Source organism: Achromobacter sp. CF-sbj1-Ac2-l, assembly GCF_052698165.1.
Genome location: NZ_CP199855.1, coordinates 5,117,836 through 5,129,454, shown reverse-complemented (window position 1 = coordinate 5,129,454; position 11,619 = coordinate 5,117,836). Strand labels below are relative to the sequence as shown.

11 protein-coding genes are annotated in these 11,619 nt (G+C 69.0%); 6 read left to right on the top strand and 5 right to left on the bottom strand.

Annotated elements, in window-relative coordinates:
• Window position 1: 1 nt before the first annotated feature.
• Window positions 2–1,255: a nitrate regulatory protein gene (locus ACUDCK_RS23595; RefSeq protein WP_240317435.1), complete on the top strand. Its 1,254-nt coding sequence runs from the start codon at window positions 2–4 to the stop codon at window positions 1,253–1,255.
• Between the two features lie 19 nt (window positions 1,256–1,274).
• On the opposite strand, the gene ACUDCK_RS23590 is transcribed toward ACUDCK_RS23595, so the two are convergent.
• A complete protein-coding gene (locus ACUDCK_RS23590; protein WP_064528727.1) occupies window positions 1,275–2,096 on the bottom strand; it encodes a metallophosphoesterase in 822 nt (273 codons plus the stop codon).
• A gap of 71 nt (window positions 2,097–2,167) precedes the next feature.
• Here ACUDCK_RS23590 and ACUDCK_RS23585 point away from each other — a divergent pair, with 71 nt between their 5' ends.
• Both ACUDCK_RS23585 and ACUDCK_RS23580 read left to right on the top strand, forming a co-directional pair.
• Complete coding sequence (locus tag ACUDCK_RS23585; protein ID WP_054500844.1) at window positions 2,168–3,145, top strand: GNAT family N-acetyltransferase; 978 nt, start codon at window positions 2,168–2,170, stop codon at window positions 3,143–3,145.
• A gap of 164 nt (window positions 3,146–3,309) precedes the next feature.
• Window positions 3,310–5,550, top strand: coding sequence for a phosphocholine-specific phospholipase C (locus tag ACUDCK_RS23580; protein ID WP_175167155.1), 2,241 nt, complete (start codon window positions 3,310–3,312; stop codon window positions 5,548–5,550).
• A gap of 13 nt (window positions 5,551–5,563) precedes the next feature.
• Here ACUDCK_RS23580 and ACUDCK_RS23575 read toward each other — a convergent pair whose 3' ends face one another.
• A complete protein-coding gene (locus tag ACUDCK_RS23575; protein WP_054500846.1) occupies window positions 5,564–6,976 on the bottom strand; it encodes a DUF2252 domain-containing protein in 1,413 nt (470 codons plus the stop codon).
• 111 nt (window positions 6,977–7,087) lie between these two features.
• The gene (locus ACUDCK_RS23570; protein WP_054500847.1) at window positions 7,088–7,738 is read right to left on the bottom strand and encodes a response regulator; all 651 of its coding nucleotides are present in this window, start codon (window positions 7,736–7,738) and stop codon (window positions 7,088–7,090) included.
• 277 nt (window positions 7,739–8,015) lie between these two features.
• Between ACUDCK_RS23570 and ACUDCK_RS23565 the strand changes: the two genes are divergently transcribed.
• A complete protein-coding gene (locus ACUDCK_RS23565) occupies window positions 8,016–8,813 on the top strand; it encodes a hypothetical protein (protein WP_175167156.1) in 798 nt (265 codons plus the stop codon).
• A 10-nt stretch (window positions 8,814–8,823) separates the two neighbouring features.
• Here the strand turns inward: ACUDCK_RS23565 and gvpU are convergent, their stop codons facing one another.
• Complete coding sequence (gene gvpU / locus ACUDCK_RS23560; RefSeq protein ID WP_175142623.1) at window positions 8,824–9,273, bottom strand: gas vesicle accessory protein GvpU; 450 nt, start codon at window positions 9,271–9,273, stop codon at window positions 8,824–8,826.
• Window positions 9,274–9,447: 174 nt separating this feature from the next.
• Here gvpU and ACUDCK_RS23555 point away from each other — a divergent pair, with 174 nt between their 5' ends.
• Window positions 9,448–9,834 (top strand): hypothetical protein, encoded by a 387-nt coding sequence (locus ACUDCK_RS23555; protein WP_064526990.1) that lies wholly within the window; start codon window positions 9,448–9,450, stop codon window positions 9,832–9,834.
• Between the two features lie 27 nt (window positions 9,835–9,861).
• Here ACUDCK_RS23555 and ACUDCK_RS23550 read toward each other — a convergent pair whose 3' ends face one another.
• A complete protein-coding gene (locus tag ACUDCK_RS23550) occupies window positions 9,862–10,875 on the bottom strand; it encodes a helix-turn-helix transcriptional regulator (protein ID WP_116792937.1) in 1,014 nt (337 codons plus the stop codon).
• A gap of 116 nt (window positions 10,876–10,991) precedes the next feature.
• Between ACUDCK_RS23550 and ACUDCK_RS23545 the strand changes: the two genes are divergently transcribed.
• On the top strand, window positions 10,992–11,600 hold the full coding sequence (locus ACUDCK_RS23545) for a glutathione S-transferase family protein (RefSeq protein WP_054500851.1): 609 nt from the start codon (window positions 10,992–10,994) through the stop codon (window positions 11,598–11,600).
• Window positions 11,601–11,619 lie beyond the last annotated feature (19 nt).

Here is an 11,619-nt window from a genome sequence, read left to right as displayed (position 1 = left end):
CATGCCTTCGACCCTGCGCTTTCTCCTGGCCGCCCGCCGCAGCGAGTTGCACGGGCTCGAGGCGCTGGCCAGCACCTGCGAGCTGGCCACCCTGGTCAGCAAGCTGGTGCACGTGCTGCAGAAGGAGCGCGGCTCTTCCAACCTGTACCTGTGCGGCGGCCAGGACGCGCTGCGCCAGACCCTGGCCGGCCTGAGTTCCGACGCCTGCGCGGTGGAGGAGGAAGTGCGCCGCTTCCTCGACCGGCTGGAGCCGGATGCCACCCGCAGCGCCGGCAAGGCGCGGCTGCTCAACTGCATCGCGTACGCGCTGTACCGCCTCGACGAACTGCCGCGCACGCGCCGCGCCATCCGCGACCGCCGGGTCGCGGCGCAAGAGGCCGGGGCGGTATTCACGCGGCTCATCGCCAGCCTGTTCGCGCTGGTGTTCGAAGCTGCCGATTCGTCGCTGGATGCGGGCGTCACGCGCCTGCTGGTGGCGTTGCTGAATTTCATGCAGGGCAAGGAACTGTGCGGCCAGGAACGGGCCTACGGCGTCATGGGCTACACCACCGGCTACTTCACCGAGGCGCAGAAGGCCCGCGTGCTGGAGCTGGCGGACCTGCAGAAGCGCTGCTTCGACAGCTTCGCGCAATACGCCGGCGCGGATGCGCTGGCCGTCTGGGAACGGGTGGAACAGGGCGCAGGCCCGGTGCTGCGCATGCGCGACATGGCGCTGCGGACTTCCGAATCCGAACGCGTCGACGCTGGCCTGGCCGAGCTGTGGTTCGGCCTGTGCACCGAACGCATCGACGCGATGCGCGCGGTCGAAAGCCTGCTGGCCGAGGCACTCACCCTGCAATGTCATCGCCGCATCGTCGAGACCCGCGCCGAACTGGACAACCATCGGCTGCTCCTCAGCCGTTTCGCCGATCACGCCAGTGACGACACGCCGGCGATGCTGTTCCAGTTGCAAGGCCGCATTCTCGACGTGCCGCCGCAGGACGGCGTGGGCGAGGCCATGGAGCGCTCCATCCTCGACCTGATGCGCGATCAGGCGCAACGCCTGCGGCAGTCGGACGACGCGCTGGCGCTGGCCCGCCGCGCGCTGGAGGAGCGGCGGCGGGTCGAGCGCGCCAAGTGGCTGCTGGTCAGCCGCCATGGCCTGAGCGAACAGGCCGCGCACGATCAATTGCAGCGCGTTGCCATGGACTGCCGGCGCTCGCTCGACGAGGTCGCCCGGCAGGTGCTGGCCGAACTCGATACCGCGGCTGGCTGAACGCCGCCGCGATCCCGGCCTACGCGCCGCGCCTGTCCGGCACTTCCCACAACGCGTCGGGCAGGTAGCCCTCCTGCTCGCCCTTGCGGGCGTAGCCCAGCGGATTGGCGACCACGCGGCAGCCTTCCTTCTCGTAGTCCAGCGGGCAGTGCAGGTGGCCGTGCAGCCACATGTCGGCCAGCGGCAGCAGGTGATCGAGCGCGTTGCAGAATCCGGCGGTGCCCGGCGTCACGCCGTAGCGCGGATCGGCGCTGGCCAGGCTTGGCGCGAAATGGGTGATGGCCACCGTCGGGCCGTCGAACGGCGCGCGCAGCGCCGCCTCCAGCCAGGCCTGACAGGCCAGGCCCTGTTCGCGCATCTGCTCGGCCATGAAGGGGGCGCCGTGGCGCCGCATCCGCGCTTTCTCCAGATAGAAATCGGCGGCGCGGAAGGCCTTGCCCCGCTTGGCCAGCGCCTGCGTCAGCGTGTCGCCCGGCGCGGCCAGCGCGTCGAAGTCGGTCCACAGCGTGGTGCCCACCAGCCGCACGCCGTCGAGCACCAGGGTCTCGCGCTCGAGCCAATGGATCCCCAACGCCTCGCACAGCGTGCGCAGCCGGTCGTGGGTTTCATCGAAATCGAGGTTGTCGTATTCATGGTTGCCCGGCACATAGACCACCGGCGTCGGCCAGCCGTGGCGAGGCGAATAGCGGCCCAGGCCGAAATCGTCCGCCGTCAGTCTGGAGCGCGGTTGATACGAGCCGATGTCGCCCGCCAGCACCAGCAGGTCCGCGCCCGCCGTCGGGTGTGCGACGAAAGTGGGGTCGGACTCCAGGTGCAGATCGGACAGCAATTGAATTTTCATGGGGCAGGGCTTGTTTTGGTTGCGATTCGCAAGTAAATTGGTTGCGACCCGCAACTTCAGGACGCGTCATCATGGATCTTATCGATTTTCCCACCCGCTCCCGGGAACAGACCATCCGCGACCTGCGGGAATTCTCGCGCAAGCTGGTGCGAGAACTGGGCTTCATGCGGCCATCGCTGGCCGGCAGCGAGCTGGCGCCGTCGGCGGTGCACGCCATCATCGAGATCGGCCTGCAGCCGGGCATCCAGGCGCGCGACCTGGCGCTGGTGCTGCGGCTGGACAAGTCCAACACCAGCCGCCAGGTCGCCAAGCTGGAGGCGGCCGGCCTGGTGGCGAGAGAGACCGACAGCGGCGACGCGCGCGCCTCGCGCCTGTCGCTGACGCCAGCCGGCCAGGACCTACGCAGCCGCATCGATCAGTTCGCCACCGAGCAGGTGTCGCGCGCCTTGCGGCAACTGGCGCCGCCCGACCAGGAGATCCTGGTGCGCTACCTGTCGTTGTACGCCGACGCCTTGTCGCGCGAAAACCCCAACACCCGCGCCGCGCAGGCCAGCGACGCGATCGAGTCGCAGATCCAGGAAGGCTACGCGCCCGGCTGTATCGGCGACGTGGCCGGCCTGCACGCGCGCTACTACGCCCAGGCCGCCGGCTTTGGCGTGGTGTTCGAGCGCCTGGTGGCGACGGGGCTGGCGGCCTTCGCGGAGAGCCTGCCCGCGCCGGGCAAGAACCTGTGGCGCTACACCGACGGCAACCGCACGCTGGCCTCCATCGCCATCGACAGTGACCTCGCGGCGCGCACGGCGCATCTGCGCTGGTTCATTGTCGATGAGTCGCTGCGCGGCATGGGCGTGGGGCGGGCCCTGCTGGCGCGCGCCATGGCCTTCGTCGACGCGCTCGACATTGACGAAACGTATCTGTGGACCTTCAAGGGCCTGGACGCCGCGCGCCACCTGTATGAGTCGGCCGGCTTCGTGCTGACCCAGGAAGCCGAGGGCACGCAATGGGGCGGCGTGGTGGTCGAACAGCGCTTCAGCCGCGCGGCGCGCTGACCTCGCGCTGACGCATCTGGACACACACTGAGGCCGCGCGCACGCGCCGCGGCCCGCTTCGACGCGTCCGCTTTCACGGCGCTGTCACTTCGCATTCCTAGACTCGCTGGGGTCTTGCCGATGCTTCGCGGCAAGGTTGGTGCTCCTCTTTCCAAATCCACCCGATGACCTCCCGCCGCAACTTTCTCCAGACCGCCGGCGCGGGCTTTGCCGCCGCCGCGCTCGCCGCATTTCCCCCCAGCATCCGCCGCGCCCTCGCCATTCCCGCCAACAACGCCACCGGCACCATCAAGGATGTCGAGCATGTGATCATCCTGATGCAGGAGAACCGCTCGTTCGATCACTACTTTGGCACGCTCAAGGGCGTGCGCGGTTTCGGCGATCGCTTCACCATCCCGCTGGCCAACGGCCGCAAGGTCTGGCAGCAGCAGCGCGCCAACGGCGCCGTGCTGACGCCGTTCCATATCGACGGCAGCAGCCACAACGCGCAGCGCGCGGCCGGCACGCCGCACAGTTGGGACGACAGCCAGAAGGCCTGGGACGGCGGCCGCATGGCGCAATGGCCCACGCACAAGAACGATATCTCCATGGGCTACTTCAAGGAAAGCGAGATCCCGTTCCAGTTCGCGCTCGCCAACGCCTTCACCCTGTGCGACGCCTACCATTGTTCGATGCACACCGGCACCGACGCCAACCGTTCGTTCCACCTGACCGGCACCAACGGCGCCGTGCCCACCAACACCGCCTTCGTCAACAACGAGTGGGACTGGATCGACGGCCTGCCGGCCAACGTCAACAAGGGCTACACCTGGACCACCTACGCCGAGCGCTTGGAACAGGCGGGCGTCAGTTGGATCTCGTACCAGAACATGCCCGATGAATGGGGCGACAACATGTTGGGCGCGTTCCGCGCGTTCCGCCAGGCCAACGTGAATTCCGGCTATCCGGTGTCCAGCGGCGGCGAGCCCGGCGTGCCCTATGCCAACACCGGCCAGGCGCTGCCGTACAAGGCCTACGATCCGGCCACCGACAACGCCGCCAATCCGCTCTACAAGGGCGTGGCCAACACGCTGCCGGGCGCCGCGCCCGAGAACTACCTGGACGCCTTCAGGCGCGACATCCGCGAAGGCCGCTTGCCGCAGGTGAGCTGGATGAACGCGCCGTCCATCTATTGCGAACACCCGGGCCCGTCCAGCCCCGTGCAGGGCGCCTGGTTCCTGCAGGAAGTGCTAGATGCGCTGACCGCCGTGCCCGAGGTCTGGAGCAAGACGGTGCTGCTGGTGAATTTCGACGAGAACGATGGCTACTTCGACCATGTGCCGTCGCCGTCCGCGCCGTCGCGCGATGCCGGCGGCACCCCCGCCGGCAAGACCACGCTGGCCGATGCCGACATGGCGTTCGAGTACTTCACGCACGCCTCGCCCGCCGGCAGCACGACCCAGCCGGCGACCAAGGACGGCCGCGTCTACGGCCCCGGCCCGCGCGTGCCGATGTTCGTGATCTCGCCCTGGAGCCGCGGCGGCTGGGTCAACTCGCAGGTGTTCGACCACACCTCGGTGTTGCGTTTCCTGGAGGCGCGCTTCGGCGTGGCCGAGCCCAACATCAGCCCGTTTCGCCGCGCGGTCTGCGGCGACCTGACCAGCGCCTTCAACTTCAAGACGCCCAATGCCGAAGCGCTGCCGACGCTGGCCGGGCGCGCCACGCGCGCGGCCGCCGACCAGTTGCGCAGCGCGCAGGAAGCCCTGCCGCAGATGCCGCTGCCCACCGACATGCAATTGCCGCCGCAGGCCAGCGGCACGCGCCCCTCGCGCGCGCTGCCCTACGAACTGCACACCAGCGCGCGCTGCGCCGCGGCCGGCACGGTGGAACTGGTGTTCGCCAATACGGGCACGCAGGGCGCGGTGTTCCACGTCTACGACCGCTATCACCTGGACCGGCTGCCGCGCCGCTACGCGGTCGAGGCCGGCAAGACCCTGTCCGATACCTGGAATGCGTTGCTGGACAACCTGGGCAGGTACGACCTGTGGGTGCTGGGCCCGAACGGCTATCACCGCCATTTCAAGGGCGACATCCACCGCATCGCCGCCAGCGGTTCGCTGCCCGAGATCCGGGTCTGCTACGACATTGCCAATGGCGAGGTCTACGCCGAGTTCCTCAATACCGGCGCCAACGCCTGCACCTTCACCGTGACGCCGCAGGCCTACCGGCAGGACGCGCCGTTGGCGCTGGAGGTCGCGGGCGGGGGCAAGGCCACGCGCAATTGGAACCTGGCGGCCAGCGGCCAGTGGTATGACTTTGCCGTCACCTGTTCCAGCGATCCGGCGTTCCACCGCCGCTTCGCCGGCCGCGTCGAGACCGGCGCGCACACGGTGAGCGATCCGGCCATGGGCGTGGCCGGCGCTTGAGGGCCGGACGCGCTCAGACGCGGAAGTCCGCCGCCATGTCCTCGTCCGTGCGCATGGGCAGCTTGCCAGCGCGGCAGGCCTCGAGGAAGCGGCGGTAGTCCTTTTCGTTCTGCCGCGCGTAGCCCTGCGCGTACGCCAGCAGCGCCTCGGCGAACGGGCCCGCGCGGCCCATGTACGCGGCCAGCTCCACCGAGTGCCCGCTGGCCTTGGCATGGGCCCGCGCCAGCGCGCGGCCGCACATGCGGGCGTAGCCGGTCAGGATCTTCTGGTTGAAGCTCTCGACGTCGGCTGACACTTTCATGTCGCGCAACTGGCGGAAATAGTAGTGCTTGCCGCGCGGCCCGGTGGCCCAACCCAGGAAGATGTCGCTGGCCGCCTGCAGCAGCCGCTGGCCCGTCACCACGCGATATCCGTCATGCGCGGGCGCCCTGTCGCGGGCATAGCGGGCGATGACGGATTCACGCGCTTCCTTGGCCTGCAGGAACAGCGGATTGCCCCAACTGTCCACCATCAGCATCACCAGGCAGACCGTGCCCACGCTGCCCACGCCCACCACCTTGAAGACCACGTCCTGCGCCGCGAAGTGCTTGAGCAGTTCGCGCCGGTCCGGCGCCAGGCTATCGAGATAGCCGGCGTAGCATTTGGCCATCTTCTTCTTCCAGGTCGGCGTGTCCGGCCAGTGCTCGGCCTTGCCCAGCAGTGTCACCGGACCGCTGGGGTGGAACATGGCCGGCGGCGCGTCGCGGATGCGCCAGTGGCCGCCTTCCATGTACGCCATCTTGTGCAGCATGCTCTCGTTGGTGCGGCCGGCGGCCTTTTCCATGGCGCGGCTGATCAGCCGGCGGCCCTCGGCGGTTTCCGCGTCCTGCAGCATGCGTTCGAAGGTGATGCCCTCGTACCACACGTCGAGCGTGCTGTTCTGCGCGTACTCGTTCATGCGCAACTGGTATTCGCAGGCGGCCGCCATGACGATGTCGGCGCTGTCGCCGCGGCCGTAGCCCATGTGCGCCGCCGCCACCGCAAGGCTGGCGGTCAGCCGCTTGATATCCCATTCCCACGGGCCGGTGGCGGTTTCGTCGAAATCGTTCAGGTCGAACAGCAACTGCCGCTCGGGCGTGGCGAAGCCGCCGAAATTGAGCAGGTGGGCGTCGCCGCAGATAGGGATGGAGATGCCGGTATGCGGGGTGCCGGCCAGGTCGTGCGCCTGCAGGATGGCGGCGCCGCGAAAGAAGGCGAAGGGCGAGGCCGCCATGCGGCCGTAGCGCAACGGGATCAGGGCCTGTACCCGTCCGGCGCTATTGATCCGCAGCAACCGGATCGGGTCCCGGTCGACATTGCCGAGGGCGGCGTGGGACGAGCGCTTGACGTGCTCCCGGGCTTTTTGCCCGTTGGACCTGCGCGCTTGAATGCTGTCTGTTTCGAGCATGGCGGTTCCCTGGTCGCGGACCGGTGCCGATGACCGGCCTGTCGCCAGGAGTGTAGCGGGACTGGGCGCCTTGTGGGTGTCCCCGCGCGAGCGGCGGCCGCCCGCGGAGCCTCATTGGAACATGCCGTGCTCGACACAGAACGCCACCAGTTCCTGGTCGGTGCGCACGCCCAGCTTGCGCATGGCCGACATCTTCTGGCCGCTGACGGTCTTGACGCTGCGCTTGAGGCAGCCGGCCACCTGCATCATCGACTCGCCGCGCACGAAATGCCGCAGCACTTCGAACTCCTTGGGCGAGAGGCTGTTGATGCGCTCGCCGATGAGCGCGCCGTGTCCCGCCGGCGAGCGGCGCCGCGGCAGGCCGGGCGGATAGTATTTGCGGCCGCGTTGCAGCGCCTGCAGGGCGGTGACGATCTCGTTCGGGCTGTCGTGCTTGAAGACCACCGCATCCACGCCGGCGTCGTACAGCGCCGACACGATCATGGGGTTGGAAACCATGGTCAGCACCACCACGCGGACGCCGGGGTAGTGGCGGATCAGGTACTTGACCAGGCGGATGCCATCGCCGTAGAGGTCGTCGCCGGGCATGGCGTAGTCGGTGATGACCACCTGCGGCGCGTCGCGCGCAAGCTGTTCGACCAGCGCCGTGGGCGTGTCGAGCGCGGCGACGACCTCGAAGCCCAGGTGCTTTTTCAGCAGGTCGGCCATGGCCATCAGGACCAGCGGATGGTCGTCGGCGATGGCGATACGGAGTCGTTGCATGCGAAGCGGGGTCAGGTTGGCCGGGGAGACAGACGAATTATTCCGCATCGGCGGCCGGTCGCGGAACGCATGGCGCCGAAGCCGGACGAGGCGAGAGGATTCCAGGATTGAGAATTTTCCTGTTCAATCGCTTCCCCGCCTTTGGCACCATCGTCCTCATATCTGCTGTCTTCCGTCCGACGCGGCCGGCATTGCGGCGTGTCCACGCCTTCATGAGGTTCCATGATGTTCTCCCCCACGCGCCGCCCCTGGCCGGCGCCCGTGGCCCGCTTCCGCCATGCGTGACCCCGTTTCCGCCTGGCCTGCGCGAAAGGAAACCCTGTTCCTGCGGTTCCAGCCGGTCTTCACCGCGCAAGGCCGTGTGCATGAGTACGCGGTCGCGGACGGCTTCACGCCGTGGAGCGGCGGCGCGGACAACCTTGCGCCGCAACGCGCGCGCCTGCGCGCCGCGGCGGCCTTCGCCGAGCAGTCCGGCGCGCTCATCGACCTGTCTTTCGAACACGCGCTGGCCGGGCCCGGCGACGCCGACCTGGCGCAGCGCCTGTGCACCGATCTCGACATGGGCCTGACACGCGACCAACTCTGCCTGGGTGCGCGCGCTGGCGGCAAGCGCGCGCACCTGGCGACCCGGCGCCTGACTTTCCTCCTGCCCTTGTTCCAGCGCCTGTTGCCCCAGGCGTCCGTTCTGGCCAGCTATGCCGAATTCCAGCCCGGCTTGCGGGCGCAATTGCTGCCCGCCACCTGCGGCGGCGAACCGGTGGCCTGTGGCGCGCTGCGCGTCTGCGGCCTGACCCTGAAGATTCCGCGCGGGCTCGGCGCCGACCGCTCGCTGCAGCAGCGCTTTTGCGCCATGATGGCGTGCATCGAGGATGCCAAGCTGCAGGTGCTTGCCGACGACATAGAAGACATTCACGATTTCGTCTGGCTGCGTGCGCACCCCGGACTGCTGTTTCGCGGCGCCATGCTGTCCGCGCCACTCAGCGCGCAATGCCTGGCGGTCTGGCTGCAGGCTGACGGCGGGGCCTGGCGCAGCTTCAACGCCTGCGTCGACCGGCCCGGCCCTGGCGCCGGCTAGCGTAGCCCGTTCAGGCGGCCTGCAGGCGGCCCAGGATGAAACCGTCCACGGCGCTGCTGCGGCCGCGCCACAGCGTCGGCTGGCCCGCGATCGGCGTGCCGTCCGCGGTGAAGAACAGGGCGTCGGCCAGGTGGATGTAGTTGGGCAGGGGTTCGGCCGGTTGCGGCAGCCGGAACACGTCGCCCAGTTCCGACAGCGAGGAGCGCACCGATCCCCGCGCCTGGTCGTCCATGTCCGACAGCGAATCGGCGAAGGCTTCGGCGAAACGGTCGAAGTACTCGGCGCCCGACACGATCGAACCGGACACCAGCATGCCGCCCATCTGCAGCGTCACGCCGATGCCCTTGAGCTGGCCGCCATTGTTCACCAGGTTCACCAGGAACTGCAGGAAAACGTCGGCTGGCGGCGCGGCGACGGCGGGGGCGGGCTGGGATGAGGTGGGGGTCGGTTCGAAATTCATGACGGCACAGGCTCCGGAATGTGCGAGGGAGTCACAAGATACTCGAACTGCGGCGGGCGCGCATCGGGGCAATCGGCGGAGAAACAGCCGGATCGGGCGTCATTCCGGTGCATCGGTCCGGCGGCCGGGAGAGTAACTTGCGAACCATCGTGTTTTCCTCAGACTAGGCTGACCATGATCACCGTGAATTCCAGGAATGCCGCCGACGCGGCCGATCCTCGCCAATCTTCGTCGTTCGCCGCGGGCGCCGGCGAGGCCTTCCGCGCCGCGTTCCAGGACGCGCAGCAGCGCGGCGCCTCGGCGCTGGGCGGTGGCGTGCGCGGCGCTTCGCCGGGCGCCGCCTCGGAGTCCGAGCAGGAATTCATGGACTATGCCTCCATGTCGCTGCAGGACAAGATGTTCTACGCGGCGCTGGCCTCCCTCGGGATCTCGAAGAAGGACTACGACGCGATGTCGGCGGCCGACAAGCTCAAGATCGCCGAAAAGGTCTCGCTGGTCATGCAGCAATTGGCCAGGGCCGAACAGGCCAAGCAGGCCGATCAGGCGCGTTCCGGCGCCTGATCGGCGCGCGCCGTGGCGCCGCCGGCGTTACGGCGCGGGCGGCGTCAATCCGCCTGTTGTCGACGCCTGTTCGCGCGCGGCATGGCGCTGCAGCATGCGGTCTACGCGTTCGCTCGCCTGCCGCAGGCGCTGCGCCAGCGCCGTGGGCGCCAATACATCGAACTCCACGTCCAGCGACATCAGCCAGTAGGCCAGCGCGTCCGGTGACTGGCCCGCGCAGCGCAGCAGGCAGCGGCCGGGGTCGAGCGTTTCGAGATCGCCAGCCCATGGCGGAATGCGCGCCGCCATCGCCGCCCGCGGCGCGTGCAGGATGACGCGGGCGTCTTCGGCATTCGGCGCCTGGCCCACCGATCGCGCGACATACGCGCGCAGGTCGCCGCCGTCGGGCGGCGGCCGTGGGCGGAAATGCGCGCCCGGTGTCACGCCGCCGGCGATGCGGTCGAGCCGGAACGTGCGCCAGTCGTCGCGCGCCGGATCCCAGGCGACCAGGTACCAGCGCCAGCCCGTGTGCGCCAGCCCCTGCGGCTCGACCTGGCGCGTGCTGGCCTGGCCACGGCCGTCGATGTAGTCGAAGCTCACGCGCAACTGGTCGCGGCAGGCGGCCGCCAGCGCGGCCAGCAGGCCCGCATCCACCGACGGCGTGTGGCGCGCCAGCGGCACCAGCGCCGAGCGCAACGCATCCACCTTGTGCCGCAACCGCGCCGGCATCACCTGTTCCAGTTTGACCAGCGCCCGCAGCGCGGCTTCCTCGATGCCGGCAACCGTGCCGGTGGCGGCGGTGCGCAGGGTGATCGCCACCGTCAGGGCCTCGTCGTCATCCAGCAGCAGGGGCGGCAGCGCGTGCCCGGCGCGAAAGGCGTAGCCGCCGGCCACACCGCTGCTGGCCTGGATCGGGTAGCCCAATTCACGCAGCCGGTCGATATCGCGCCGCAAGGTGCGCGGGTGCACCGCGAGCGCCTGCGCCAGCTCGCCGCCGGCCCAGTGGCGGCGGGTCTGCAGGAGGGACAGCAGGCGCAGGAGACGGTTGCTGGAGGTGAGCATGGCGTGACGGTAAAGCAAATCGAGGGCGGAATCTGTCCGCAATCGATTCTACAGTTCACGCCATCGCCGGTGGCCATGGGGCCGCGGCGGGAATCCACGAAACCGGAGTATTTCCCATGTCCATCGTCTTTTATTGGCACCCCCAGTCCAGCGCTTCCCCGATCGCCGCCGCCCTGGCCGAACTGCAGGTTCCTCACGAGCGTGTAAAGGTTGACATCCGCGCCGGCGAACAGCGCCGTCCCGAATTCCTGGCGATCAATCCGAATGGCAAGGTGCCGACGCTGACCGTGGACGGCGCGCCCCTGTTCGAAGCGTTGGCGATCCAGTTGTGGCTGGGCGAGCAATGGGGCGTCGAGCGCGGCCTGTGGCCCGCCGCGGGCACGCCGCAACGGCTCGCCGCGATGTCCTGGAGCGCGTGGGCTTATGTATCGTACGGCGCGGTGCTGTGGCGTCTGTTCCACGTCGGCCACGGCGAGGAAGGCCAACGCGATCCGCGCCACGCGGAGCGGGCGCGGGCCGACCTGGACGTCTTGCTGGCGGTGTTGGATGGCCACCTGACGCGCCAGGCCTGGATGCTGGGCGACGAATACTCGTTGGCCGACCTGGTGGTGGGCTCGGTGATCGGCTACAGCACGATGCTCGGGGCGCCGGTGGCGGCGCACCCGAAGGTGCAGGCTTGGCTGGCCAAGGTGCAGGCGCGGCCGGCCATGCAGATCGACCGCTGAGGCGGCGTTGCCGCCCCGG

Excerpts from the sequence above, each read along its gene's own strand:
- ACUDCK_RS23565 (WP_175167156.1), top strand. The coding sequence starts at position 8,016 with ATGCGTGACCCCGTTTCCGCCTGGCCTGCGCGAAAGGAAACCCTGTTC.
- ACUDCK_RS23555 (WP_064526990.1), top strand. The coding sequence starts at position 9,448 with ATGATCACCGTGAATTCCAGGAATGCCGCCGACGCGGCCGATCCTCGC.
- gvpU (WP_175142623.1), bottom strand. The coding sequence starts at position 9,273 with ATGAATTTCGAACCGACCCCCACCTCATCCCAGCCCGCCCCCGCCGTC.
- ACUDCK_RS23585 (WP_054500844.1), top strand. The coding sequence starts at position 2,168 with ATGGATCTTATCGATTTTCCCACCCGCTCCCGGGAACAGACCATCCGC.
- ACUDCK_RS23595 (WP_240317435.1), top strand. The coding sequence starts at position 2 with ATGCCTTCGACCCTGCGCTTTCTCCTGGCCGCCCGCCGCAGCGAGTTG.
- ACUDCK_RS23580 (WP_175167155.1), top strand. The coding sequence starts at position 3,310 with ATGACCTCCCGCCGCAACTTTCTCCAGACCGCCGGCGCGGGCTTTGCC.
- ACUDCK_RS23550 (WP_116792937.1), bottom strand. The coding sequence starts at position 10,875 with ATGCTCACCTCCAGCAACCGTCTCCTGCGCCTGCTGTCCCTCCTGCAG.
- ACUDCK_RS23590 (WP_064528727.1), bottom strand. The coding sequence starts at position 2,096 with ATGAAAATTCAATTGCTGTCCGATCTGCACCTGGAGTCCGACCCCACT.
- ACUDCK_RS23570 (WP_054500847.1), bottom strand. The coding sequence starts at position 7,738 with ATGCAACGACTCCGTATCGCCATCGCCGACGACCATCCGCTGGTCCTG.
- ACUDCK_RS23575 (WP_054500846.1), bottom strand. The coding sequence starts at position 6,976 with ATGCTCGAAACAGACAGCATTCAAGCGCGCAGGTCCAACGGGCAAAAA.
- ACUDCK_RS23545 (WP_054500851.1), top strand. The coding sequence starts at position 10,992 with ATGTCCATCGTCTTTTATTGGCACCCCCAGTCCAGCGCTTCCCCGATC.